24 protein-coding genes are annotated in these 26531 nt (G+C 34.2%); 11 read left to right on the top strand and 13 right to left on the bottom strand.

Translation table 11 applies throughout. The features are described from left to right. The first annotated feature begins 4 nt into the window (after positions 1-4). From J3U24_RS00480 to hxlB, 4 genes are all read left to right on the top strand, one after another. Positions 5-289, top strand: a complete 285-nt coding sequence (locus J3U24_RS00480) for a PTS sugar transporter subunit IIB (RefSeq protein WP_065563458.1) — start codon at positions 5-7, stop codon at positions 287-289. A 97-nt stretch (positions 290-386) separates the two neighbouring features. Continuing rightward, complete coding sequence (locus tag J3U24_RS00475) at positions 387-902, top strand: YjbQ family protein (protein ID WP_065734864.1); 516 nt, start codon at positions 387-389, stop codon at positions 900-902. A gap of 15 nt (positions 903-917) precedes the next feature. Then, the gene (gene rpe / locus J3U24_RS00470; RefSeq protein ID WP_267336875.1) at positions 918-1568 is read left to right on the top strand and encodes a ribulose-phosphate 3-epimerase; all 651 of its coding nucleotides are present in this window, start codon (positions 918-920) and stop codon (positions 1566-1568) included. A gap of 10 nt (positions 1569-1578) precedes the next feature. After that, complete coding sequence (gene hxlB / locus J3U24_RS00465; RefSeq protein ID WP_267336873.1) at positions 1579-2115, top strand: 6-phospho-3-hexuloisomerase; 537 nt, start codon at positions 1579-1581, stop codon at positions 2113-2115. Between the two features lie 269 nt (positions 2116-2384). On the opposite strand, the gene mmuM is transcribed toward hxlB, so the two are convergent. The 6 genes from mmuM to mfd form a co-directional block, all read right to left on the bottom strand. Then, complete coding sequence (mmuM, locus tag J3U24_RS00460) at positions 2385-3311, bottom strand: homocysteine S-methyltransferase (RefSeq protein WP_267336871.1); 927 nt, start codon at positions 3309-3311, stop codon at positions 2385-2387. Then, positions 3311-4702 carry an S-methylmethionine permease gene (gene mmuP, locus J3U24_RS00455; protein ID WP_065734860.1) on the bottom strand — a complete coding sequence of 464 codons (1392 nt, stop codon included), beginning with the start codon at positions 4700-4702 and terminating at the stop codon, positions 3311-3313. Before mmuP ends, mmuM begins: the two co-directional genes overlap by 1 nt. Positions 4703-4852: 150 nt before the next feature. Then, complete coding sequence (locus J3U24_RS00450) at positions 4853-6373, bottom strand: DUF945 family protein (protein WP_267336870.1); 1521 nt, start codon at positions 6371-6373, stop codon at positions 4853-4855. A gap of 250 nt (positions 6374-6623) precedes the next feature. Next, on the bottom strand, positions 6624-8009 hold the full coding sequence (locus J3U24_RS00445; RefSeq protein ID WP_267330315.1) for a DUF945 family protein: 1386 nt from the start codon (positions 8007-8009) through the stop codon (positions 6624-6626). Between the two features lie 103 nt (positions 8010-8112). Further along, positions 8113-9639, bottom strand: a complete 1527-nt coding sequence (locus J3U24_RS00440) for a DUF945 family protein (protein WP_267336869.1) — start codon at positions 9637-9639, stop codon at positions 8113-8115. Positions 9640-9664: 25 nt separating this feature from the next. Next, positions 9665-13114 carry a transcription-repair coupling factor gene (gene mfd / locus J3U24_RS00435; RefSeq protein ID WP_267336868.1) on the bottom strand — a complete coding sequence of 1150 codons (3450 nt, stop codon included), beginning with the start codon at positions 13112-13114 and terminating at the stop codon, positions 9665-9667. A 153-nt stretch (positions 13115-13267) separates the two neighbouring features. Here mfd and lolC point away from each other — a divergent pair, with 153 nt between their 5' ends. Genes lolC through lolE form a run of 3 tightly spaced genes read left to right on the top strand, consistent with a single transcriptional unit; the run spans position 13268 to position 16407 of the window. After that, a complete protein-coding gene (gene lolC / locus J3U24_RS00430; RefSeq protein ID WP_416380076.1) occupies positions 13268-14470 on the top strand; it encodes a lipoprotein-releasing ABC transporter permease subunit LolC in 1203 nt (400 codons plus the stop codon). After that, positions 14463-15155 carry a lipoprotein-releasing ABC transporter ATP-binding protein LolD gene (gene lolD / locus J3U24_RS00425; RefSeq protein WP_065563449.1) on the top strand — a complete coding sequence of 231 codons (693 nt, stop codon included), beginning with the start codon at positions 14463-14465 and terminating at the stop codon, positions 15153-15155. Before lolC ends, lolD begins: the two co-directional genes overlap by 8 nt. 13 nt (positions 15156-15168) lie before the next feature. After that, the gene (gene lolE, locus J3U24_RS00420) at positions 15169-16407 is read left to right on the top strand and encodes a lipoprotein-releasing ABC transporter permease subunit LolE (protein ID WP_065563448.1); all 1239 of its coding nucleotides are present in this window, start codon (positions 15169-15171) and stop codon (positions 16405-16407) included. Positions 16408-16457: 50 nt separating this feature from the next. Here lolE and J3U24_RS00415 read toward each other — a convergent pair whose 3' ends face one another. The 3 genes from J3U24_RS00415 to J3U24_RS00405 all read right to left on the bottom strand — a co-directional run bounded on the left by J3U24_RS00415 (position 16458) and on the right by J3U24_RS00405 (position 18844). Next, positions 16458-17183, bottom strand: coding sequence for a rhomboid family intramembrane serine protease (locus J3U24_RS00415; protein ID WP_267336865.1), 726 nt, complete (start codon positions 17181-17183; stop codon positions 16458-16460). 54 nt (positions 17184-17237) lie between these two features. Continuing rightward, positions 17238-17732, bottom strand: coding sequence for a GNAT family N-acetyltransferase (locus tag J3U24_RS00410; RefSeq protein ID WP_267336863.1), 495 nt, complete (start codon positions 17730-17732; stop codon positions 17238-17240). Positions 17733-17935: 203 nt separating this feature from the next. Next, positions 17936-18844: a LysR family transcriptional regulator gene (locus J3U24_RS00405; protein ID WP_267336862.1), complete on the bottom strand. Its 909-nt coding sequence runs from the start codon at positions 18842-18844 to the stop codon at positions 17936-17938. Positions 18845-19060: 216 nt separating this feature from the next. On the opposite strand from J3U24_RS00405, the gene J3U24_RS00400 reads away from it, so the two are divergent. Next, positions 19061-20254 carry an MFS transporter gene (locus tag J3U24_RS00400; protein WP_267346953.1) on the top strand — a complete coding sequence of 398 codons (1194 nt, stop codon included), beginning with the start codon at positions 19061-19063 and terminating at the stop codon, positions 20252-20254. Between the two features lie 88 nt (positions 20255-20342). Further along, positions 20343-21068 carry a serine/threonine protein kinase gene (locus tag J3U24_RS00395; protein ID WP_267336860.1) on the top strand — a complete coding sequence of 242 codons (726 nt, stop codon included), beginning with the start codon at positions 20343-20345 and terminating at the stop codon, positions 21066-21068. A gap of 274 nt (positions 21069-21342) precedes the next feature. Here J3U24_RS00395 and J3U24_RS00390 read toward each other — a convergent pair whose 3' ends face one another. Further along, the gene (locus J3U24_RS00390) at positions 21343-21924 is read right to left on the bottom strand and encodes an IMPACT family protein (protein WP_065734849.1); all 582 of its coding nucleotides are present in this window, start codon (positions 21922-21924) and stop codon (positions 21343-21345) included. A 60-nt stretch (positions 21925-21984) separates the two neighbouring features. Here J3U24_RS00390 and nfi point away from each other — a divergent pair, with 60 nt between their 5' ends. Both nfi and J3U24_RS00380 read left to right on the top strand, forming a co-directional pair. Then, complete coding sequence (nfi, locus tag J3U24_RS00385) at positions 21985-22650, top strand: deoxyribonuclease V (protein WP_065563507.1); 666 nt, start codon at positions 21985-21987, stop codon at positions 22648-22650. Further along, entirely contained in the window at positions 22640-23386 is a 747-nt protein-coding gene (locus J3U24_RS00380; RefSeq protein WP_267331970.1) for a tRNA1(Val) (adenine(37)-N6)-methyltransferase, read from the top strand. The genes nfi and J3U24_RS00380 overlap by 11 nt, the downstream gene beginning before the upstream one ends. 11 nt (positions 23387-23397) lie before the next feature. Here J3U24_RS00380 and J3U24_RS00375 read toward each other — a convergent pair whose 3' ends face one another. The 3 genes from J3U24_RS00375 to apt form a co-directional block, all read right to left on the bottom strand. After that, positions 23398-24807, bottom strand: coding sequence for a basic amino acid/polyamine antiporter (locus J3U24_RS00375; RefSeq protein ID WP_065734847.1), 1410 nt, complete (start codon positions 24805-24807; stop codon positions 23398-23400). Positions 24808-24844: 37 nt separating this feature from the next. Next, entirely contained in the window at positions 24845-25615 is a 771-nt protein-coding gene (gene ddaH / locus J3U24_RS00370) for a dimethylargininase (RefSeq protein ID WP_065563439.1), read from the bottom strand. Between the two features lie 243 nt (positions 25616-25858). Further along, the gene (gene apt / locus J3U24_RS00365; protein WP_267331968.1) at positions 25859-26404 is read right to left on the bottom strand and encodes an adenine phosphoribosyltransferase; all 546 of its coding nucleotides are present in this window, start codon (positions 26402-26404) and stop codon (positions 25859-25861) included. Between the last annotated feature and the right edge of the window lie 127 nt (positions 26405-26531).

The raw sequence follows: 26531 nt of genomic DNA, 5'->3' as shown, positions 1-26531 counted from the left end.
TCATATGAAAAATTTACTCATAATGTGTGGTGCAGGTCATGCAACTTCAACTATTGCAGTAAGCAAAGTCACTAAATGGCTTAGTGATGAAAAATTAACAGATCAAGTGAAAATTTATCAATCTAAAATTGCTGATGAACTTAATAAAATCGACTCTTATGACGTTGTGGTGAGTACCACCATCGTACCAGATTCAATTAAGGCTAAAGTCATCAACGGTTTACCATTACTTACTGGTGTAGGATTGAATGAGTTTTTTGCAGAGTTAAAAAAACGTTTAGCTATTTAATTGAAAAGCATCATAAAGTATTTATAACGACCGCCTCATTGACTTTCGTTAACTGAAATAACAAAGTTAATGAGGCTGCAATAAGGAATAAAGCAATATGAAAATTATTCATCATGCCATTGAAATCAATACTGTTGCTGGCAGACACTCTTACCATGATATTACTGAAGAATTAAATCAATTTGTTAAGCAATCCAATATCGAAAATGGTCAGTTAACCATAGCTACCACACATACAACTTGCTCACTATTTTTTGAAGAATGTATGCATGACACTAATTTTTTTGGGGATGAGTTTCTTCATGTCGATATCAACAATACCTTAGAAAAAATTGTACCACGCATGACCAGTGAAAATCAGTACAACAGCCCAGGTCCAAAGCATGTTGAATTTGGTTTAGGACTTAGTGATCCCAATTATCCAGCAGAAAAATGGGTTATGCTAAATACTGATGCTCATATCAAATCATCACTTTTTGGTCATTTCTCATTGGTGTTGATCATTAAAGATGGTTTGCCACTATTAGGGCAATTAGGAAAAATCTATTTTGTTGACTGGGATGCGCTTCGTGAACGAAAACGTCATGTCAATTTTATGTTGATGGGCTGTTAATAAGAGGGAATAATTATGATACTGTCTCCATCACTATTTAATTCTGATCTTTATCAGATTAAAGAAAACTTGGAAAAATTGAAATCATTGGGTATTCGTCAATTACATATTGACGTGATGGATAATCACTATGTACCAAATCTTGGTTTTAATGCAAGCTTTGTCAAAAATTTAAAAACACATACTGATTTCATTTTAGATTGTCATCTTATGGTCGAGAAGCCTGAGTTAGCCATAGCAGATTTTATTGATGCTAAAGCTGATATTATCACCTTTCATTACGAAGCAACGACCCATCACTCATTCATTATCAACAAAATAAAAAGTAACAATATCAAAGCTGGAATAGCTATCAATCCAAGCACACCCATTGAAAACCTTAAGCTACTCTTACCTTTTATTGATTTGGTACTAGTTATGACAGTCAATCCTGGTCAAAAAAATGAAAGCTTTTTACCTTTTACCTTACAAAAAATTGAACAATTAACCCGTGAAAAGCAAAAAGGTAATTATCATTACGACATCCAAGTTGATGGCAATATTACCGACCAAACTATATCACCATGCATTGCCGCTGGAGCAAATAGCATTGTATCGGGTGGATTCATCTTTAAAAATAATGCCATAGAAAGCAATATTGAAAAATTAAAAATGGCAATAAAATAGGAATAAAACAGTGACTATCAAAAATGTACTTAGCAATATATTGACAGAAATATCGGCGCAGGAAGGCAATTTAAATGAAGATCAACTTCAGGAATTTAAAAACGCTATTATTTCCGCAAAACATATCTTTTTAGCTGGAACCGGCCGATCAGGATTAATGATTAGTGCATTTGCTAATCGATTAATGCATTTAGGTTTAAATGTGAGTTTAATAACTGAAATCAGCAAACCTAAAGCAAATGTTGGCGATTTATTGATTTTAGGATCTAATTCTGGGGAAACTAAAAGCCTCATCGCTTATGCTAATCAAGCAAAAGCAATCGGTGTTAAAATAATCCTATTTACCACCAACAACAACTCAAGTTTAGCAAAACTAGCTGATAACATTGTTGCAATTCCAATCAATGTTGTTCAATTAAATCAACCTATGGGCAGTACCTTTGAACAACTATCTCTGCTGACTTATGACAGCATCATTTATAGCCTAATGGAAGATTTGAATCAAACGCCAGAATCAATGAAAAATCGACATGCCAATATTGAATAGCATTGAGTCTAAAAAACTCCAAGTCTCAAACCTAAATTAGTGATGGATGCTTTTGGAGGCAAGTCCATTGCATCTACACTATATGGGATAGTTAACATTATCGTATTTAATATCTTTATAAAATTTTGAGGAACGGGTTTTTTGATTCAAAAAAAGTTGAGGAGCGGGGTTTTTGAGGGGATGAGAATGCAAATAGCTCTTAAAAAGTTAAACCGCCATTAATTTATCTATTCAATTAACAGCGATTTTATCCCTTACAGATTGAATCACTATTTAATGTTTTTTAAATAGTCAGCAATTTCTGCAATATCTTTAGGTGTAGTTTGGCAGCATCCGCCAATCAATTTAGCACCTAATTTTAACCAAGTTGGTAATTGGTTTTTGAAAGTACAGTTGTGTTGGTGATTTTTATGCCATTGTTTGGTGGTTGGATCATACTGTTCACCTGAGTTTGGATAAACAATCAAAGGTTTTCTAGTTAAGGTTTGTAATACGGTTAATGCGGCAGTTACTTCTTCTAAGGCAATGCAATTAATACCAACACTAACCACTTGATCAACGTTATTTAGATAATCGATCACTTCTTTTAGCGGGGTACCATCGCTAAGGTGATTAGCATCTTTTAAGGTAAATGAGAACCATGCTGTCATTGTTGGATACTGTTTCAGTACTTTAACAAGCGCTTTAATTTCAGCAAAATTGGGTAAGGTTTCGCAAGCTAGGATATCGGCTTTTGCATCGATGAGTGCTTGTATTCGGATCTGATGAAACTCGATAAATTCTTCTTCACTTAATTGGTAGTTGCCTGTGTATTCTGAACCATCAGCTAAATAAGCACCATAAGGACCAACTGAACCAGCTATAAATAGTGGTTTATTTTTACCAATCTGAGTTAAATATTGCTCTTTTGCTTGTTGAGCCAGCTCGACACTTTTTTTGATAAGCTTTATAGATTCATCTAAAGATATCCCTTTTTTAGCGAACCCTAAAGGTGATGCCTGATAGCTGGCAGTGGTTGCACAATCTGCACCAGCTTTAAAGTAGTCATAATGAACTTGCCTAATCAGATCGGGTTGTTCTATTAATACTTTGGCTGACCACAAACTATCATTAAGATCACAGCCACGGCGCTGTAACTCACTAGCTAAAGCACCGTCAATTATGATATTTTGGTTGAATGATATTGGATTAGACATTATCGGTTCACTCGTTGTTGATAAGCTCGGGTAACATGATAGGCGATATAGCAAAACACCACAAATGGAATACCACAATAAAGCGCGATGCGCTGTTCTGGATCGAATGCCAAACCAACACAAGCAACTAAGCATAGAATAAAGCCTAAAATTGGTACTAATGGGTATAAAGGTGCTTTATATTTGAGACCTTCAATGTCAGAAGATGAAAGTTGTTTTCTAAAAAAGTAATGAGAAGCACAAATACTTAACCAAACCGCCACCACAGCAAATCCAGAAATCGCGGTTAGACCGACAAACACCGTATCTGGGGCGATGACACTTGAAAACAGCGCTAATAAACCGCCAATCATACTAACGGCAATAGCTGTGGTTGGAATACCTTTTTTATTTAGTTTACTAAAGTATTTAGGTAATGTGCCTTGATTGGATAATGACCATAACATCCGACCAGAAGCATATAGACCAGAATTAGCGGCTGATAGAATAGCGGTTAAAATAACAAAATTCATAATATCAGCCGAATAGGGGATACCAATACTTTCGAACACTTCAACAAATGGACTTTTGATTACACCAGCTTGCTCCATTGGTAGTAGCGCTGCTAATACAAAGATTGTACCGACGAAAAAGATGATTAATCTGAAAATAGTGGTTTTAATCGCTAATGGAATCGATTTTTCAGGCTGATGGGTTTCACCAGCAGCTATACCAATAAGTTCGGTTCCAGAAAAAGCAAAATTAACTGATACCATGGTCATAATTATTGGCGTAATACCATTAGGGAACCAGCCATACTCGGTAATATTATGTAAAAATGGAGCTGGCATATCATTTTTCATCGGAATTATGCCAAAAATAGCTGCGCTTCCGGCAATGATAAATACTACGATAGTGATGACTTTTATTATCGAAAACCAAAACTCACTTTCGGCAAAAAATTGTGCAGTAATTATATTTAACATAAAAATGACTAAGCAAAAAACTAAACACCACTGCCATACAGGGACTTGCGGGAACCAGTATTGCATACACAATCCGGCAGCGGTAAAGCTTGAGCCTAATGCGACAGTCCAAGTTAACCAATAAAGCCAGGCTACTGTATAGCCTGTAGCAGGGCTGATAAATCGTGATGCATAGGTATGAAAGGCACCCGTTTCAGGCATAGCCACAGCAAGTTCACCTAAACATAACATGACAAGATAAACGACTAATGCGCCAATTAAATAGGCAATGATTGCACCAATTGCGCCAGCAGTGGCAATAATATAACCGGTATTAAAAAATAGACCGGTCCCAATTACACCACCTAAAGATAGCATAATTAAATGCCGAGTTTTCATGGTGCGTTTAAATTGATTTTCATTACTAACAGAAGAATGTTTATTCATAAAATTTATTTTTAGTTAAAGTAAAAGAATCCATAATTCTAAGTAAGTTGAATTATGATTTAAATTTTCAATGATTTATATCATGACATTTATTTGGATGATTGCTCTTAATTGTAATAGATACGATTAATATAAGCGATATTTTTGTCATCATTTAACTATTAATAAACGCATTGTTCTAATCAGCTGATTAAAGAAATCTTGTTTATTTAATTTTTTATCATTAACATCAACTTCATCTTTATCTCGTTCTAAATTGTAATCAATGTTGGAATAGATTCCTTTTTCATTGTTTTTATCAAATGTAAATAATGGATTATCCTTTAAAAATTGATGACAAATTATAAAAAGTTCTCGACTACTACTTTGTATCTCTTCCAACTGAACGTTATTGTCTATAGGATTGTTGGTTTGTGCTTTAATACGTCCTAATACTTTAATTGGTATATCAATATTCCATTTGAGGGCTTTTATTTTATCTATATTACGGTACTTATAGATATCATCGGTTATTTCAATTAAAGCACGGATTGCTATATCGCCTTCATCATTGTGCCAACTTAAATTATTTAATGAAATTTTTCGATTAGAAGGGGTGAGAAAATTATCAAAAAGCCATTTTTGTTTGGCTATTGGATCGATTGGATATCCCAAATCTTCACCATCTATGCCTTCATAATTAATATCTAATTTTCCTGATCCTAGATTTTGATTGCCATAAGTAATTGAATTAATATTTGTTATAAAATAACCATCTACTGTGAGATTATCATTAAGTTTACTACTTTGCTTTATGTTTAAATTATTAATTGCAATTGGTGGAACATAAGTCGAAGTGAATTTGATTTTATCAATATTTGTTATTGAATCGATATTAGGAATGGTAAATATTTCTTGTTCATCGATATTGAAAGCATAATGGCCTTTATTTTCAATATTGCTTATATCAAATAGAAATCGATTAATCGTGCCAACGTTTATGTGTAAGTTACCAAGGTTCATTTTATATTCTATCTGATCTTGGTTTGGTTTTGCCGTTAAGATAAACTGCTCAAATGAAATAGCATCCTGTTTATTTTTATAAAGTGTTAAATTATCAAATTTTAATGTCGATATGAGTTGATTTCTGTCTTCTCCACTTTCTAAATTGTAAATAACATCTGAAATATAAAATTCTAATTTCGAATGATTCAATTTGATTGCCTTTGTCGCTAATTTAACAATTAGATATTGCCCATATCCGATGCTTGCATGACCTGTTATAAAAGGTTTATTACCCGCAATTTTCCAAAGTTCTGGAGAGTTTATTTTACCCATTTCATATTCAATCCAAGCAAATTTTGGAGTAAAAACACCATTTGCCAAAGCTGCAGTGGGGAAGGGACCATGATAAATAGTTAAATCATCATCAAATACTTTTAGGGTACTTTTTTGAGATTGATTTTTAGGGGATAAGGTAAAAGTTAAGTGAACCTTTGTCGAAAAAATATTCTTTTGATAATGGCTTTTATTAATCGTAATATAAAATAATTGTTGATAGCTATTAACTTTTTCGGTTAAGGATTGAAGGTTATTATCAAATTCTCTTTCAATAATATTGCCTGTATGCCATGAAATTCCAATATAGCCAAGTCCTAGTGCTGACATTATAATTAAGATGCTTTTTTTCATTAATATTCACTTATAATATTCTTATTTTCTAATGATATTTTTTAAAGACTTATTTAACTATATTAAGTATGTTATTTCAAAATTTAATAAATTCTATAAATTTACATCTATCATTGTTTAATCAAAAGCTTTATTTTGCGATTTGATATAACTAATCAAATAATATGTATCGGATTTGCAAATAAATTATTTTTTAGAAGCTATCCCGCCAAAAGGTGGCGGGATAAATTAGTGATAAAAAGTTTAACTTTTAAAAATGGTTTTGAAGCTCTTGAAAACTCATTTTTTTGCCATTAAGGTTGAATTGACCACTTTGTTTAGTGTATTCAATTTCAGTGAATATACCTTCCACATCTCCTTTTTTAAATAAAATTGCTGGATATGGAGATCTATTAAAAGATCTTTCAACGATGAATTGCATTTGTTTAGCATCAGACTCAAATTGTTGTTCAGAAATATTTTCATTTTCTGGATTATCAAATTGAGTCTTAATACGTGCTATAACTTTGTATGGTGCATCAAGATTTACTTTAAATTGGTTAAGTTGATCGATATTTTGAGCCAATCTTAAACTTGACATTATAGTGAAATCTGAAACATCAAAAAATGCACTGAAGTTAAAATCACCGGCTGCATTGTGCCAATTGACTTTTTTGAAGTTCATTTTGGTATTAGGTGAACTATGTTTTATTTTAGCTAAAAACGGCGCTGCTTCTGGGTAAATTTCTAAAAAAGATTTATCTAATCCTTCAAAATCAAATTCAAACGAACCATTACCTATGTCTTGTTTACCATATTTAAATGAACCAATCTTGAATGCAAAATCACCATTTAAGCCACTCTCTTTTGCTTCTAACACATAATTCCAAGCTAAATTTTTCAGAGAAATTTCTGGTGTATCTCTGGCCGATTCAAAATTAAAATAGAAATCATCAACGCTAGCATTTAAAGTATATTTATTTTGAAAATCTGCATCGTTAACAACTTTTAAATTGGTTATTTTTAATTGATTATCTGCATCATGTTGATAATTAATTTTACTTGCTTCAATCGAAATTGATGGGGCAACAAAATTAATGTTTCCTGAAGCACGCCAATTTATCTCACCAAGATCAAGTTTACCATCAGCATCTTCAACTCCGATATCTTTCAAATCAAGTACAATTGGTTGAGTTGATATGTTATAGTCTATGAAGTCAGAGTAAGACAGGCTTATATGACCTTTCATAAATGGCTGATTGCCCGCTTTTTTCCATAAATCAGGATTAAATTGTTCACTATTTTGAAATTCAACCCAAGCTTGTTGTGGTGTGAATACGCCATTTTTTAACGCTTCAATTGGAAAAGGACCATGATGAATAATCACATCATCATCGTATAATACAACTGTTTTTGAGTTTTCAATGTTTGTTACAGCTAATTTTATGTGTGTTTTAGTTGAGAAGAGGCTTTTTTCGTCATTTGTATGCGTGATTTGTACCTCAAAATTATCTTGTAAGCTATTAACTTCTTGGGTTAAATTTTTTAATGTGCTATCAAGACCATCTTCTATTACATTTCCGGTATACCATGCAGTACCAACATACCCCAAACCTAATATTGCAATAACACCAACTGCTAATTTTGTTTTCTTCATTTTTACTCTCTTGATTTCTATTACTTGTTAATTACTTTTTAAAATTAATAATTTTTACTGTTTTCTTACTTCGGGTTTAAGCCTAATCGCGTTTAATTCATAGTTATTTAAATAGTTCCAACACATTACTTTTATTATAAATTTTTCCATTAATATTAACATCATTGCTATCTTGATGTATATCGATAAATAAACCTTGCTCTCCGTCTTTACTAAAGGTAAATAATGGCGAATCATTAGACATATGTGCCAATATGTCTTGGACTATTTTTTTAGATTTATTAAATTGATCCTCTGTTATACCACTATTATTAGGCGAATGATATTGAGCAAATGTACGCGCTAGTACGTTAAGCGGGGCGTTCACGTGTAATGTAAAGTTATTGATGTTATCAAACGGATCGTTAATTGTATAAATTTTACTAAGATTAGTAACATCAAGTAAGCCTTTGATATTGATGTCACCATTATCATTATGTAAATTTAATTTTTTTAACTCAAATCGACTATTGATAGGTTGATTATATTGAGTATCTTCATCGATAAACGCTGCACCAAATTCCGCCTTATCTAAACCTTGATAATCAATATTTATTTCTGCTTTGCCTAACTCTTGTTGTCCATATAAGATCGAGTCAATACTACCGCTAAAAAAGCCATTTAGAGTACGGCTATCACCAAAATTAACTTTCTGATTGACTGAAATTTTATTTAATTTTATAGCAGGTCGTTTATCGTCTGACTCAGGAATTAAGGTAAACTTATCGAGGTTAGCTTGTAAGGTTATATTTTGATTATTGGAATCAATAGTGCTATCTACTTTTAGATTGTTTATTAAGAAAGTGTCATTATCGGACTTAGTAAAGTCATAATCAGGATTGAAAAAAGCATCTCTTAGATTTGTATTTAAAGAATCTAAACTCAATAAATAATGAGTATTTGTTGATTGTTTTTCGCCAGCAAACTCAATGTGAAGCTTATCTAAAGTGAAATATACATTAGCTTTTTTGGTGTGAAATCTATCTAAATCCAGCGTTATCGAAGGTATAGGGGAATCATTATTACTAATAAATGTAAAACTACCATTACCTAATTCGTATTCAAGATTAATATTAGTTTCGAACTCCCTTTTTTCACTAAATTTTCGACTAAAAAGTTTCATGATCAGATTATTACTATAATCCAAACTAATGTAGCCAGTAATAAATGGTTGATTTCCCATAGCTTCCCATAACGCAGGTTTAGCTTCTTGGCTGATTTCATAATCAATCCAAGCCTGTTGTGGTGAAAATATACCTTGTTTTAAAGCTGCAATTGGGAATGGTCCATGATGAATAGTAAAATCTTTATCAGCTAACGTTAATACATCCTCTGAACTTCCATCTTTGGGTGTTAACGTCATATAGATGTGTGTTTTGGTTGAAAACAGATGTCTTTCATGATTAGAATGGGAAATGTTTAACTTAAAGATATTTTGCGCATTGTTAAATTTTGCAACGGTTTCGGGTAACGTATTGTATAGTTCTTTTTCTATTACGATACCTGTATGCCATGCAATACAAATATAGCCTAATATAGTAATAATGGTGAATATAGCAATAGTAATAATGGTTAATATTGTTTTTTTCAATTCTTATGTTCCTGTATATTTCGAGCTATTTTTCTTGATGTTCAGCAAAATCCGCTAATAAATTTTTAATATAATCAATGCGTTCAATGCGCTCTAAATCAGCTTTGAGTAATTTTAATCGATTTGTTCCTTCCAAGCGATAATTTTTTGGTGATTTTTGAATTGTTTCAATTAAATAATCAACTGAAATTTTGTTGTTAGATCCAAACTCAATAAAACCACCTTTTTCACCAAATTCAATTTTTGTAATACCTAATTTTTGTGCTTGATAACGGATTTTCGTTGTTTCTAATAAAAAAAGTACCGGATCAGGTAGCTGACCAAAGCGATCGCGCATTTCGACTTGAATATCGGTTAATTCATCTAAACTTTCGATGCTTGCAATTCGCTTATATAGTGACAATCGAGTATTGACATCGGGGATGAAATCATCAGGAATCAACGTTGGTAATCGTAACTCAACTTCGGTCTGTTGATTATTGAGTAATGATTCAAGAGTCGGTTCTTTGCCTTCCTTAAGAGATTTAACGGCATCATCAAGTAATTCGATATAAAGGTTAAAACCAATTGTTTCAATCTGCCCACTTTGATCACTGCCTAATAATTCGCCTGCACCACGGATTTCAAGATCATGTGTAGCTAAAGCAAAACCAGCACCTAAGTCCTCTAATGTAGCGATAGCATCAAGACGTTTTTTAGCATCTTTACTTAGTAATTTAGGGTGTGGTGTTAATAAATAAGCGTAAGCTTGGTGATATGAGCGTCCAACTCGACCACGCAATTGATGTAATTGTGCTAAACCAAATTTATCGGCTCTTTCAATAATAATGGTGTTGGCATTAGGGATGTCGATTCCGGTTTCGACAATGGTAGTACACACCAATAAGTTGAATCGTTGATGATGAAAGTCATTCATTACGCGCTCTAAATCGCGTTCATGCATCTGCCCATGACCAACTGCAATTCGTGCTTCAGGTACCAATTCAGCTAACTTTTCAGCCACATTTTCAATATCTGATACGTCATTGTGTAAGTAATAAATTTGACCACCACGCAAAATTTCACGCAAGATAGCTTCACGAATAACTAAGTTATCATATTCTCGAACAAAGGTTTTTACCGCTAATCGGCGAGCAGGTGGTGTAGCGATAATTGAGAGATCACGCATACCACTCATTGCCATATTTAGCGTTCGAGGAATAGGGGTAGCCGTTAAGGTTAATATGTCGATATTGGCTCGCATCGCTTTAATACGCTCTTTTTGGCGAACACCAAAGCGATGTTCTTCATCAACAATTAAAAGCCCTAAATCTTTCCATTTTACATCTTCTTGTAAAAGTTTATGGGTACCAATAACAATATCGATTTTACCTTCAGCGAGTTCTTGAATTATAGCTTGTTGCTGTTTAGCGGTTTTAAATCGTGACAAACTTTCAATGCGTATTGGCCAATTGGCAAATCTATCACAAAAACTTTCATAATGTTGCTGTGCAAGTAAAGTAGTCGGGACTAAGACTGCGGTTTGTTTATGATTTATCACCGCTAAAAATGCAGCACGAATTGCCACTTCGGTTTTACCAAAACCAACATCACCACAAACTAATCGGTCCATAGCATAAGGTGAGCACATGTCACCAATAACAGCACCAATGGCATTTTGCTGATCTTCCGTTTCTTGGTAAGGAAAAGCTTGGCAAAACAGCTCGTATTGTTCACGATCTTGTTTGAATTCGAAGCCTGGCTTACTTTCGCGTTCAGCATAAATATCTAACAATTCAGCTGCAACATCTCGTACTTTTTCGGCAGCTTTTTGTCTAGCTTTACTCCATGCATCAGTACCTAATTTATTGAGTGGAGCATTTTCTTCATCACCACCAGAATAACGGCTAATTAAGTTTAGCGATGAAACGGGTACATAGAGTTTGGTATCATTGGCATAAAGTAAAATAAGGTATTCAGCAGTAATACCACCTGTTTCTAATGTGGTTAAACCAGCGTAGCGACCAACACCATGCTCAAGATGTACAACAGGCTTACCTGGTGTTAATTCTGCTAAACTACGGATTAAACTGTCAGTATTAATTGCCTGCTTGTTCTCTTTCTTACGACGAATAACTCGACGACCCAATAATTCGTTTTCAGTAATAAAGGCCAAATTTTGTTGATGATCGATAAAACCTTGTTCGCTAGCACCAATCATTAAACAATAACGGTTATCCGATTGTTGGCTAAGTTGAGTGATGGTGGTTGGATGTATTCTTATACGGCCTAATATTTCTAGCAATGCATCTTTTCGACCTTCTGATTCGACTGAAAAAATAATCTTGCCATTAAAATTTTGAGTAAATTGTTCAAAATGTGAATAGGGATTTTTCTGCTGAATCTGTATAGCAATTTCAGGCAGTAAACTAAATGGTAAATTAATACTTTTGTTCGATTCAGTGATTTGAGCGCGTGAAACCGTAATTCGTGGATAGTGTTTGAAATGAGCAAAGATTTCATCGGTTTTTGACCAAATAATTGTTGGTTCTAAAAGCGGTCGCATAGGATCGACTTTTCGGCTCTCATAACGCTGAGTAATATCTTGCCAATATTTATTAGCAAACTGTTCGATGTTAGCAGTGTTAATGATCAGTGTATTAGATAAAAAATAGCTAAATAGTGGCGTGAGTGGTTCATTAAAGAATAATGCCTGCCAATACTCAATACCAGTTGGTAAAATATTTTTACTAACTTGTTGGTAGATACTTTCTGGGTCTAACCTTACTTCAAATCTCTCTCGCCATTGGGTTCTAAACAATTCTATTGATGTTTTATCAAAAGGAAACTCATGAGCAGGTAGTAGTTGAATTTCGGTAATTTCATCGAGAGTCCGTTGCGTTTCGACATCAAAGGTCCGAATGCTGTCTATTTCATCATCAAAGAAATCAATGCGGTAAGGGCTTTCACTGCCCATCGGATAGATATCAAATAATGCTCCGCGAGTAGCATATTCACCATGTTCCATGACTTGACTAACTGAACGATAACCCGCATTTTCAAGTTGCAAGCGTAGATTTTCCCGACTTATGGCTAAGCCTTTTTTCATCATAAAGACATGCCCACCTAAATAGTTCTGCGGGCAAACTTTTTGCATAAGCGTATTAATTGGTAAGATTAATGCACCTTTGGTCAAATGCCCTAGATTATATAGGCAAGATAATCGTTCTGACACGATATCTTGGTGCGGTGAGAAGCTATCATAAGGAAGCGTTTCCCAATCGGGGAAGAAGATCGACGGATAGTGTGAAAATTGTTTTAGCTCTTCATGGAGACGAGTTGTTTGTTGCATATCATCTGTAACAATCACCACTAAACCATCATGTGCGTCAATGACTTGCGCACAAAATTGAGATAATGAAGAACCGACAAGTTGACCAACTTGTTTAACTTCACCTGATTTTTTAGGAATGATGCTAGAAATATTATTAGGCATGTTGGAATAATAGATAATTGCGACAAAGTTATCGTGATATTATAACGTAATTATATGGTTGTTTTCTATAACTGTTTAATCCTGTATGATAAGCAACTAAAATTTAAAAAGTTGATTGAAAACTTCAGGTATTTAATAACTATTATGTCAAAGATATTTCGTCCATTAGTATTTTATATTGGTTTACGCTATGTATATGGGCAAAAAAACGATGGTTTTGGCCGATTTGTTTCCTGGCTATCTATGATTGGAATCATGCTTGGTTCTATCGGTTTAATTGTGGTATTGTCGGTAATGAATGGGCTGGAAGAGCAGATGCAAAATAGTATCTTAAAGTTTTTTCCTCAAGCACAAATTACCTCTAAAACAGGTAAAATTGATTCTAGTATTATCACTTCATCGCAATTTGAAAATATCCAAGGTGTTGAGCGGATAACGCCGATTATTACCGGTGATGTGGTTTTACAAAGTCAACAAAGTATCACGGTCAGCACCTTAATGGGGATTACTGCTGACGACCACGATCCGATTGAAGATTATGTTTATGCTGGTTCAATCGATACCTTACAGGCGGGTAGCTATAATGTAATATTAGGGCAGACGTTAGCCGATCAGTTAGGTGTGATAGTTGGTGATAAGATTCGCTTGATGGTCACCGATGCCAGTCAGATTACACCAGTAGGGCGTATTCCTTCCCAACGTTTATTTACCGTGAGCGGGTTGTTTTCCGTTAATCATGATATCAATCAAGCGTTAATTTATATCAATCAAACTGATGCTAGAAATTTATTACGTTATCCTGCTAATAATATTAGTGGCTGGCGTCTATTTTTAGCTCATCCACTTGAAATTTCATCAGTAACAAAAAATCCATTACCTGAAGACTTGGTGTTTACCGATTGGCGAGCAAAACGAGGTGAGCTGTTCCAAGCTATTAAGATGGAAAAAAATGTGATGGGGCTGTTGATTAGTTTAATTGTAATTGTCGCGGCATTCAACATTATTACTTCGCTTAGCTTGTTAGTTATGGAAAAACAAGGCGAGGTGGCCATATTAAAAACGCAGGGTTTATCACGCTTTAAGATTATGCTGATTTTTATTATTCAAGGTGCTAGTTCAGGTGTCATTGGAACTTTATTAGGTAGCGCCATTGGTTTGTTACTTGCCTCATATTTAAATGAGTTGATGTCGGTGCTTGGTTTATCCTTTGCTGGTATTGAATTACCAACGCTAGTTGAACCTGCACAAATTATATTTATTATTTTCGGATTACTTATGTTATCGCTAATTTCAACTATTTATCCTGCATATCGTGCAGCCAATATCCAACCAGCCGAGGCTTTACGTTATGAATAATTCACAGCCACTTCTTTCAGCTAAAAATCTCTATAAAACCTATAAAGAAGGCAAAATGGTGACCGAGGTATTAAAAGATGTCTCGTTTGATATCTATCCTAAATCATTGCTGGCAATTATTGGTAGCTCTGGCTCAGGTAAAAGTACTTTGTTGCATTTGCTTGGTGGATTAGACAAACCAACTTCAGGTGAAATCACATTTAAATCTCAACAACTGAATCGCTTATCAGAACAAGAAAAAGCACATTTGCGTAACCAAGAAATTGGATTTGTATATCAGTTCCACCATCTATTGCCTGACTTTACTGCGCTTGAAAATGTAGCAATGCCTTTGTTGATTGGAGGCACATCACCTAGCGAAGCTAAAAAACGTGCTATGGCGATGTTAGAGTCGGTAAATCTCGTTAAACGTGCTAATCATCGTCCATCTGAACTATCAGGTGGTGAACGTCAACGCGTTGCGATAGGACGAGCGTTGATTAATAATCCGGCACTAGTAATGGCTGATGAACCAACGGGTAACTTAGATAAATCAACAGCTGATTCAATTTTTGAGTTACTGATAAAACTTAATCGTGAACATGGTACGGCTTTTTTAGTGGTGACGCATGATCTCGCTTTAGCAAATCAACTCGATCATCAATTGATTATGAGTGATGGGCAGTTGTCTCATTCGGTGAAATAAAGGTAAATGGATTATGAATTTATCATTAATCACAGCCATAAAATTCCGTAAAGGACGCCGTAAAAGCGGTATGGTTTCGTTGATATCAATTATTTCAACTCTGAGCATCGCTATAGGTATTGCTGCGCTGATCATTGGCTTAAGTGCCATGAATGGTTTTGAGCGTGAATTAAATGATCGAGTTTTATCGGTCGTGCCTCATGGACAAGTTTATTCTCATATGGGCAATTTGGAAAATTGGGAGCATATTCAAACTGAACTGCAAGAAAATAAACGTATTGTATCTGCCATGCCGTTTGTTAGTTTTACGGGATTGATTGAAAATGGTAGCAAGCTTGGTGCGGTTGAAGTACAAGGACTTGACCCAGAACAAGAAAAGAAGATAAGTGCATTACCTAATTATGTACTTAATAATAAATGGCAAGATTTTAAAGCAGATAATCAACAAATCATTTTAGGTGCCGGTTTAGCTAAATCACTTGCAGTTCAAGAAGGGCAGTGGGTTTCTTTGCTTATTCCGGTTTCAAACAATCCAGAACAACTTAAACCACCTCGTCGAGTTCGTTTACAAGTACATGGTATTTTAGATCTTAGTGGTTCATTGAGTAACAATGTAGCTTTATTACCTTTAACTGATTCACAAAAGCTACTCAATATTGGTGACAGTGTCACAGGATTGATGATCAATGTAGATAATGTTTATCAAGCTAGTGATATTATTGGCCAGGCAACGTTGAATCTTGAAGAGAATCTCGATTTTAATAGTTGGGAACGTACATTTGGATTTATGTATCGTGATATTCAAATGATTCGACAAATTATGTATTTAGCGATGATTGTCGTAATTGGCGTTGCTTGTTTTAATATAGTATCGACGCTAGTTATTGCAGTTAAAGATAAGCAACGAGATATCGCTATTCTTAAAACACTTGGCGCAACCAATAATCTTATAAAACGTATTTTTATTTGGTATGGTGTAATTTCAGGTTTGATTGGTAGTGTGATTGGCGTGGTGCTTGGCGTTATCGTTTCATGGCAACTTTCAAACATAATGGGTATTTTTGAGTCGATGATGGGACATAAAATCTTAAATAGCAACATCTATTTTGTTGATTTTTTACCATCCGAAATTCATTTATTTGATGTTGTCATTGTATTTATTACAGCAATGTTATTAAGTTTGATTGCCAGCTATTACCCAGCTCGAAGAGCGTATAAAATTGATCCGGCTCGAGTGCTAAGTAGTTATTAATAAATCAGATAAAATAATAAAGGCGCAAAGTTCAATTTGCGCCTTTATTTTTAATAATTAAAACCATATGTTGTTTTATAATATTGATAAATTGAATATAACAGCAAACACGATGCCGCAAAGAGGATTAAGATTAATAGAGTGTAAATATTGCTTTGATAGCGAAATTTTTTCAAACAGACCGTAACTATCCCACCTAGAATAAACCCTGTAATCGCACCACCAATGTGCGCCATATTGTCAATAGAAGGTAACAAACCTAATCCCAGAGTCAGAAATAAACTGATTACAATAGACTTGATAGGCATCTCTTGCAGATCGGTACGATTGATGAGTGAATAGGCAAGCAGTGCAGTGATAATACCTAAGATAGCCCCCGAAGCACCACAACTAATAACACTATGACGAATGGTTGAAACGTCACTCGCTAAGCTACCAAATAAGCCGGACAATAAGTAGATACCAATAAAAGAAAATGGTGGGATTAATCGTTCTAAAACAATCCCAACACTCCATAATGCTAACATATTCATAGCAAGATGAGCTAATCCTGCATGTACAAAGATATTGGTAAATAAACGCCAATATTCACCAGAAAAAGTTAACTGAGCAACATCAGCACCCCAGTCAATCAAGAAGGCGTTTTCCATATATGTTGAAAAACCACGAGAATCAAGTAGATGAGAAATAACAAACCATGCAACATTAAGCAGAACTAAAATACTCGTAATTTTTGCTTGTTGAAATAAATATTGAAGATTTCTTAGATTGCCCATGTGTGGAGTATCCCTTTTGAAAAAAATAAATCATAACTAAGTTAGATAGATGTGTTAATCCAGATGCTTACCTAAAATAACTAAATCACGCTTGACGCCATCAAGTTCGGCAATTTTGGGGAGTAGTGCCCAATGTTGATAATGAAGCTTTTCAAATAGTTTTATGCTAGGCGTATTGTGTCCAAAAACATAGCTAAGTATGGCTTCGATACCAATTTGCTTAGCAAATAATTCAATTTCAGTCACTATGGTTTGACCGATTTTCTTCCCTCTAAAATCTTGATGAATGTATAAACTAATTTCAACCGTTTTATCGTAAGCCGGACGGCCATAAAATGATGATAAGCTCACCCAACCACAAGGTTGATTTTGATATTTGATTAACCAAAGTGGGCGTTTTTGTGGATTATGCTGCTCAAACCACGATAAACGACTTTCAACAGACACCGGCTGTAAATCAGCTGTAACTTGGCGACTAGCAATTGTTGAATTATATACATCCACGATAAAAGGCAAATCATCTAAAGTTGCATCTGTGTAAGTAATCATAAGTTTAAAAGAAAAGTGATTAGTTTTGCATAATTGTAATGGCTTTATTATGTACAAGCAACCAAAGGCGATTTAATAACTAAAAAAAGAAAAATAGTTTAAAAGAATTTACCAAAAACCCCTTTCCTCAACATTTTTGACACCATTTCAATAATAAATAAATTAGCAAAAAAAGTTGAGGAGCGGGGTTTTTGAGGTTTAATTTAGCTGATTTTATGCTGATTAAAATAATCAATTATTGCTTGATTGACTGTTGAAGTTTTAATGTTTTTACGCCATATCAGATAAATATTTATTTTTAATTTTTTATCTTGGCTGTTGATCAACTTTTTATAGATAACACCATCGACTTTCACTTGTGTCATCGATTGTGGTAAAAGCATTATTGCTTTACCTAATGCAACTTCCAGTAGCATAGATAAATTATCAGCGAGTTCGGCACGACGATGTAGTGGGTGGTTTAAGCTATTGAAAACCTTTTCACACTGGTCGTAAAAAAATGGGTTTAAATGTTGTTTAAACCAAAACAGGGGTAAATCAATCACATCATTAAGATTAACTTTATCTTGTTTACTACATGGGTGATGAGCTGGCAATACTAAGGTCATGGGTTCTTGATAGATTAGTATTGAGTTTTCATTAAAATCTCTAGTTGAATAATCCGAAACAAAGGCAAAATCAATATTGCCTTTTTGTAACTCAAGTAGCAGCTCTTTAGAGGTATAGTTATGTTTATATATTTCTGTTTCATCACTAAATTTAGATAAAAACGATTTGAAATAAGGAATATAGTCAAAACTTAAGGTTTTAGTTGTTCCTATAATAACTTTTTCTAGATGCTTTGTTGATTTAACCATTGAACAAAGATCACTTAATAATTGTGTTACTTTAGATTTTAGTATTTCGCCTTCATTGGTTAATACAATATTGTGAGAGTTCCTTAAAAATAGTGTGCTTTGTAGGGTTTCTTCCAAATTTTTAATTTGAGTTGAAAGAGGAGGTTGGCTGATACCAAGTTTTTTGGCTGCGCCAGTAAAGCTAAGTTCTTCACAGACCGCAATGAAATATTGTAATTGCTTAATAGTCGGTAATCTTTTGCTGTAAATGTCCATAATTACACAGTTCTTAATACATCAATTAGTTTGGTGTCCAAATCGTCGTATAGTTTTTTAGCACGATAATCATTTAGTTATTATGAATGAGTTTTACATCTTTTGCTAATCATCATTTTTGGCTATACGATTTTCGTATAACAAAATATGTATTTTTAAATTAACTATTTGTCAGATAGTCTTCTTGAAAACTAATCAATCTTTATTATGAAATCTATGTTAAAAGAAGAAACAATACAGAAAAAATCCAGTCTAATTTTATCAGCAATTTTAATTGTGCTATTAGTCGGCTCGGTTTATATAAGTCAACTTATCTTTCAAGAAATATCAAAAAGTTATCATATTGATATTTTAGAAGCGAGAAATGTGTTTAGTTTATCTTGTTTTTTTTATGCCATATCTTTTTTTATTTATGGTCCACTCTCGGATAACGTTTCAACAAAGTTATTAGTTCTGATCGGCAGTATTGGTACTATTTGTTGTCTTATTTTATCGGTGATCGTTGATTGTTTTGATTTATATTTGGTTGTTATGTCATTAGTAGGCTTTTTTGCTGCTGCTGTTCCTGCTGCTTTGTTTGCTTATACCGCTAAAAACACGCCAAATCATAAGTTACCACAAGCAATGGGAATTATGATTTCAGCTTCCATTGTTGGCATCATTTTTAGCCGTAGTGTGATTGCGATGTTAACTGATTTTTGGTCTTGGCAGATTGCTTTTATCATTTATGCGGGATTAATCATTGTAGTATGTCTTTTTGTTCCTTTTGGTATAAAGCAAACAACAAATCAATCTCCAACAACCAGTTTGATAGGTATGTATTTCTCTGCACTTAAATTATTTCTAGATAAAACTGTCGTTATTTTTTTAGTAATCGGTTTTTTACTATTTTTTGTTTATCTTGGAATATCTTCTTTACTCACTTTTTATTTGAAAGGCGCACCTTTTTACTTATCTTCAACCGTTTTAGGTTGGTTGAATTTTGCTGGTCTAAGTGCGGTTGTTGGTAGCATGATCACTGGTAAGTTAACTCAAGTCATCAATGAAAAATACTTATTCATTATCTGTCTGTTAGCTGTATGTATGTCGATTGTCACTATCGGATTTAGCTCATCATTATATGTTATTGGATTAGGCATTTTTTGTTTATTCCTATTCGTATTTGGTATTCAACCATTAGTGATTGCAATGCTAAATAAAATTGTACCAATTAGTTCTAGAGGAGCTATTTCGTCTTTATATCTTCTTGCTTGTTTAGCTGGCGGTAGTATTGGTACTTATTTACTCGGTATTGTTTATCAAAATAAAGCTTGGAATGGAGCCATAATACTTTGTGTCTTTTTGTCTATCGTTAATTTAATCCTAGCGTTAATTGCGATTCGATTAATTAAAAATAGTATTAAAAATTAATGTGTTATAAATAAGGAAATTAATAATGAAAAAATTTTTACTGCGTATGTCGATGTTTATATTTTGCTGTTTTTATGGAGGGTCATCTATGGCAGGTTTAACAAAGATTTCCTCAGACTTCAATGCTCCAACAGGAATCGCATTTGATAGTAAAGGGGAGATGTATGTGACAGATTGGTCAAATAATTCAATTTTGAAAATAAATGCTAATGGTAAAAAAGAGACTTTTTATTCAGGTATATCTTCACCAGCTGGAATAGTTTTTGATGCAAAAGATAATATGTATGTTTCATCTTATGGCGATGATTATATTTTAAAAATTAATCGTGATGGTAAATCAGAAAAAATTTCTGATGGTTATCATACGCCTACCGGAATCGCTTTTTCTAATCAGGGGCAATTACTCATCACTAATCGTTCAACAGGTGAAATTGTTTCGCTTGATCTTCAAACAAAACAAAAAAATATTGTTGCTCGTGGATTAACTACACCAGTTGGCGTGACACAATTAGCGGATAATAGTTTAGTTGTTTCTCAATACAGTGGACGTCTAACTATGATCAGTCCAAATGGTATTCAAACGGAACTCGGCGCCGAATTTAGTCGCCCAGGTGTAGGTATTGTACGAATTGCCCCAAATGTAGTAGCAGTGGTTGATAATGGTGCCGGTATGGTGCGAAAAATTGATGTACAAAGCAAAAAAGTGACGACATTAGTTTCGAACTTATCTCAAGCTGTTGCATTAGCTTATCATAATAGCAGTTATTACATTGGCACATGGGGTGACGGTAGTGTATATGAGTTTAATAATTAACTATTTATCACTAGCAATTATTTATCCTTGAGGGGAAAGAAAAAAAGTTGAGGAGCGGGGTTTTTGAGGTTTTATTTAAATGATTAAAATCATTTACATTAATTCTTTATATTATTACGCCGCCTCGACTAAATATGTTAAATAAACTTTCTATTCTGATTGAAGCTGTATTTTACTTTATACTTTTATGAATTATTCATTTATCTATTTCATCATCAGTTTAATTAAGCTTATTGATAAAATTTATCGATATTGAAGATACTCAAAAGATTTCTTATACTTCAATAATCACTCTTCCGCGAGTAATATCACTAATATTCTTTTTAAGTGTGAGTAAATTGTCTTGCGTGATAGCGATGCCGACTGTGACACCTTCTGCATCAAAATTTTGTTGTTCAATAATTGCATCGAGTTCCTTCAGTCGGTTTTCTATAATAGGCCACTCGTTATAGTAACAGTGAAATTCTAAGGTTGTTCTGGCAATAAGTTCTATTAATTCAGCTTGTTGTAAGCAATGGCTTGCTGAACCACCATAAGCACGAATTAATCCACCTGTGCCTAATTTAATTCCGCCAAAGTAGCGAGTCACAACAACGACGACCTGATCGCAATCTTGTCCTTCAATAGCCGATAGAATAGGGCGCCCAGCAGTACTGGTAGGTTCTCCATCATCATTGAAACGATATTGTTGTCCTATTTTCCATGCCCAACAGTTGTGAGTTGCATTTGGATCACTAATGCTATCAATAAATTGTGCAGCCTGCTCCGCATTTATAATGGGTGCCGCATTAACAATAAAGCGACTTTTTTTAATTTCTTCGGTTAATTCGGTTGGATTTGCTAATGTATAAGGCATACTTATTCTGGTAAAATCATTTTATTGTAACTAATAATACTCAGCAGAGTTGAAATGTCTATTAATTTAGCACAATTAAAACTTTCACAACAGCAATTAGCCAATCAGGTTAGCTTGGTGGATGATTTTAACCCAGCAATAAAATTGATTGGTGGGACGGATGTCGGTTTTGAACAAGGTGGCATGATAACTCGTGCTGCGATTGTGATATTGACATTTCCTGATTTTGAAGTGGTTGAATATAATATTGCTCGATTGGAAACAAATTTTCCTTATATTCCAGGATATTTGTCTTTTCGAGAGTATCCAGCATTGCTTAAAGCATGGCAACAGCTTAAGCACAAACCTGATTTGTTGTTGGTTGATGGGCAGGGTGTTGCTCATCCCAGACGATTAGGAATTGCAAGTCATTTAGGTTTATTGCTCGATATACCTACGATTGGTGTAGCAAAAAGAAAATTATGTGGACAATTCGAGCCTCAATCGAAAAAAGCGGGAAATGTAACGCCTCTGTTTGATAAGCAAGAACAGATAGGCTGGGTTTTACAAAGTAAAGATAATTGTAATCCGTTATTTGTTTCCGCAGGGCATAGAATCAGTCAGGACAGTGCATTACATTGGGTCAAACAATGTTTACGCGGTTACCGTTTGCCGGAGCCAACTCGTTGGGCTGATGCAATTGCGTCCAATAAGCCATTATTTAGAAAGTTTAGTCATGCCAAATAATCAGCTACCATTAAAAAAAGGTGGATTTACCTTTAAGCGTTTTTTTGTTGCTCATGATAAAAGTCCCATGAAAGTGACAACGGATAGTTGCTTGTTAGGTGCATGGGCACCAATTAAACCTGATGTAAAAAATGTTTTAGATATTGGTACTGGGTGTGGCGTTATTGCATTGATGCTTGCCCAGCGTTTAGAAAACCATTCATGTCAAATTGATGCGATCGACATTGATCCGCAAGCGATTATGCAATGTCAGCAAAATAGCTTAAATGCTAATTTTCAAACGATCCAAGCATTAAATATCAATGTTAATCAATTTAGAATAGATGATAATGCTTGTTATGATTTGATTATAACTAATCCACCTTATTTCCAATCAGCAGTCGAATGTCGAAATACAGAACGTCAGTTGGCTCGTTATACCGAGAGTTTAAACTATCAGCAACTTATTGATGCGGTAATTCGTTTATTAAAACCAAATGGATTATTTTGTTTAGTCTTACCTTATCATGTTGCAGATAAATTTAAACAGTTATGCGAGTTAAATAGGTTATTTTTATGCAGTGAAATGCAAGTAAAATATTCAGCTGATAAGGATTTTTCGTTGGCACTGATGGCCTTTTCATTTCATCAAAATGATAATTTCCTTAGTCAATCATTGTGTATGCGTGATGACCATGGGAGGTATTCTCAACCATTTAGAGAATTATTGGCTGATTTTTATCTGTTTCGTAAATAATGCCTTTTTGGTTATTGCGGAATAATGTAGAAGTATATTATCGCTATAACAGCTAGTATAACTATGGTTATGGCATAAATTTTGTCATGCAAATAACTGAAAGATGATAGATGCCTTTGTTTTCTTGCATAAAGGTAGAACAATAATCCAACACTATATAAGATCATGGATAGTAATAAATAAGACACTCCACCAGCATAGATTAACCAGAATCCATAAATTGAACCCAGTGTACCGATGAATAATAGATGTTTTTTTCGTTGCCTTATAGATAGTTTAAACACGAATAGTGCTGATAGTAGATAGGGGATGAGTACCATTGAAGTTGATAGCTGAATTAAGGTGTTGTAACCCGATTGATAAAAATGTGCCAAAATCATAAGTACACTAATTAAACTCGTTGTTAACCACAATGCATTAGCGGGTGTGCTGTTTTTATTGAGTTTACCGAAACAACTAGGTACGGTATGTTGATTTCCTTGGCCAGAAAGGAACAGCATTTCAGCCGCTAACATTAACCAAGACAATAGTCCACCACTGACCGACACAATCAAACCAATGTTGATACATTTAGCTCCCCAACTACCTACAACATGTTCAATCACTAAGGCCATGGATGGATTTTTCATTTGTGCTAGTTCGTGTTGTGGGACGATCCCTAAAGATAGTACCGAAACACAGACTAATAATAGACTGGTAATAGCAAAACCAAAAAAGGTGGCTCGACTTATACTAATTATATTTTTAGCTCGAGCGGCATAAACTGTTGCACTTTCAATCCCTAAATAAACCCATACGGTATAAAGCATGGTATGTTTTACTTGACTGAGGATGGTTCCTAATTGAGGTGTCCCCCAAAAGTCCATATTGAAAGTATCAACTTTAAACGCCAAAACGACACAAACAATAAATAAACAAATAGGCACAATTTTAGCTAATGTGACTAAACAATTAAGTAAGAATGCTTGATAGATGCCTTTTATGACAAAAAAATGGATAATCCATAAGAATATAAGTCCAGCAATCACAGCGGGAATAGTTGTGCCATTACCAAAATAATTGAAGCACTCAAATGAACCTAATGCGCTAAATAGGATAACTAAATAGCTGCCACATGACATCCATGCCGATATCCAATAGCCCCAAGCGGCATTAAAACCAATATAATCACCAAATCCTTCACGAACATAGCCATATAATCCTTCATTGATTTTGTAAAAACGAATTGAAAGATACTGAAAAATTCGCGTAAGCATAAACATGCCAAATAAGGTTATTACCCATGCAATTAAAATTGCACCTGCTCCAGCCCCTTCGGCCATGTTTTGAGGAAGGCTAAAAATACCACTACCGACAATACTGCCCACTACCATTAATGTAAGTGGGAGTATGCCAAGCTTTTTTCTTACTGGCATATTCATATCGTTTTCTTATTTTAATTGTTCAGTTAAGTTTTAATTAAAATCGCAATGACATACAACTAACTCCGCCATCAATTTTGCGATATTCTGAGGTATCAACTTCGATGACTTGATAGCCAAGTGCTTCAATTTTAGCTTTAGTAATTGGATAACCAGCCGGCATGATGACTCGCTCATTAACCCAGATACAGTTAGCGGCATAACTTTCTTCTTCTGGTATTTCAATAATATTGAGATGTTGAAATTCTGGTTTAGTGATAAATTCACCCGCAGCTAATAAATTATTGTGTTCCAAATAAGCAAGTCCGGTTTTTAGATGTAATACTTTCTCTAAAGTCACCACTGAACCTGATAGTCCGTATTTTTCTAAGATAGCAATCATTTGGTTGGCACCTTCTTGATTGGTACGAGCCGATAAACCAATGTAATAGTGATTCTCAACCATCATAATATCGCCCGCTTCAACAGTGCCAGGGGCGGTAATGTGTTCAACATTATTAGGATAAAATCGTTCAATAGTATCAACGATGATTTCTGTTTCTGCACGACGGCTTACCGCGCCAGGGCGAGTGATAATGGCGCAACAGGGCGTACATAACACGGCATCTTCAACAAAAACAGAATCTGGAAATCGTTCATCGGCAGGTAATATTGTGATATCGACATCGCATTGCTGTAATGCTCGAATGTAGTTGTTATGTTGATCAAGCGCTTTTTGATAGTCTGGTTTTCCTAAATTGGCAGAGGTTAATCCGTTGATAAGTGACTTAGCTGGGGTTCTGGCAATAATATGATTAAATTTTTTCACTGTTTAATTCCTGTTATAAATATTCATTATTTTTGAATAATAATTCATAATAATAACTATTTCAAGCATTAAGTTGATATTTTATGCAAATTGAGTATGGCGATATTTGTTGTGGTTTGGGTTAGTTAAAATGAAATTAGAGTAGCGGTTAAGATAAGCCTGAATTTGATGGCAAAAATAAGGATATTAATAAATGAGGATGTTGCAGACGAATAGGGCGACATTTCGCCCTAAAAATATGCGTTATTCACCGGCAAAATCGACTAATGTGTAACAGTTAATTCCCATATCAGTTAATTTTGTTTTCCCGTGTAAATCAGGTAAATTAATTACAAATGCTGCATCTTGAGCAATACCACCTGCTTTTTGGATTAATTTTGCGGTAGCTGCAACGGTGCCTCCAGTTGCGAGTAAATCGTCAATAATTAACACTCGTTCATTAGGTTTGATCGCATCGCAATGCATTTCTAAGGTATCTGTACCGTATTCAAGTTGATACTCTTCTTTAAATACCTTACGCGGTAGTTTATTTGGTTTTCTTACCGGTACAAAACCAACGCCTAATGCTAACGCGAGTGGCGCTGCAAAGATAAAACCTCTAGCTTCGGTGCCAACCACTTTATCGATTTTTTTATCTTTATAATGCTCAATTAAAAGATCGACAGATGTTTTAAATGCAATAGGGTTTTCAAGTAGACTGGTGATATCACGAAATAAGATACCTTGTTTAGGATAATTTGGTATTGTGATAATGCTATTTTTAATAAGTTCAAGTTTTGATTGAGTCATTTTAAATGTTCTCTAACTATTCTCTTCAAGAGCGACTAATTTTTTATTATATACCTTTGCACTTTAGACTGGCAATAAACAAACAGTTAACGCACCGTAAAATAGAGAGATTGGTTAGTTTAAGTAC

The sequence above is a fragment of the Gilliamella sp. B2785 genome (assembly GCF_026537005.1).
Classification (GTDB): Bacteria; Pseudomonadota; Gammaproteobacteria; order Enterobacterales; family Orbaceae; genus Gilliamella; species Gilliamella apicola_E.
This window is presented reverse-complemented; position numbering and strand designations above follow the sequence as displayed.